Genomic DNA, 793 nt, shown 5'->3' on the forward strand with positions numbered 1-793 from the left:
TGGAAGGACTGAAAGCCAACACCCGATCCATCACCGGCGACTACCTCTCCGGACGCAGGAGGATCGAGGTGCCTGCCAAACGCCGCAAAATCGACAAGAAGCGCGAAGTCAAGGTCATCGGTGCCCGCGAGAACAACCTCGCGGATGTCACCGCGCGCTTCCCGCTGGGCGTGCTAACCGCAATCACGGGAGTCTCCGGTTCGGGCAAATCGACATTAGTCAACGACGTGCTCTACAAGGTGCTGGCCAACAGACTCAACGGTGCCAAGCAGGTCCCCGGACGCCACACGCGCGTCGAGGGGCTCGAACACCTGGACAAGGTCATCCACGTGGACCAGTCGCCCATTGGCCGCACCCCGCGCTCCAACCCAGCGACCTACACTGGGGTCTTCGACCACGTGCGCAAGCTCTTCGCAGAGACCAACGAAGCCAAGGTCCGGGGCTACCTGCCGGGACGTTTCTCCTTCAACGTCAAGGGCGGGCGCTGCGAATCCTGCTCGGGCGACGGCACGCTGAAGATCGAAATGAACTTCCTGCCCGACGTCTACGTTCCGTGTGAGGTTTGCCATGGTGCGCGGTACAACCGCGAGACCCTGGAGGTCCAGTACAAAGGCAAATCCATCGCCGATGTGCTGAACATGCCCATCGAGGAGGGCGCGGAATTCCTTGCCGCGTTCACCCCGATCGCCCGCCACCTGCGCACGCTGGTGGATGTAGGACTGGGCTACGTCCGACTGGGTCAGGCCTCCACCACGCTCTCCGGCGGAGAGGCGCAACGCGTGAAGCTGGCCGC

Annotated in this window: 1 pseudogene; it reads left to right on the top strand. The window is 63.2% G+C overall.

Annotated features, from left to right (window positions below):
• A pseudogene (locus B879_RS24025) lies at nucleotides 1-793 on the top strand (excinuclease ABC subunit UvrA); the annotation flags it as partial.

Source organism: Cecembia lonarensis LW9 (assembly GCF_000298295.1).
In the GTDB taxonomy this organism is placed as follows: domain Bacteria; phylum Bacteroidota; class Bacteroidia; order Cytophagales; family Cyclobacteriaceae; genus Cecembia; species Cecembia lonarensis.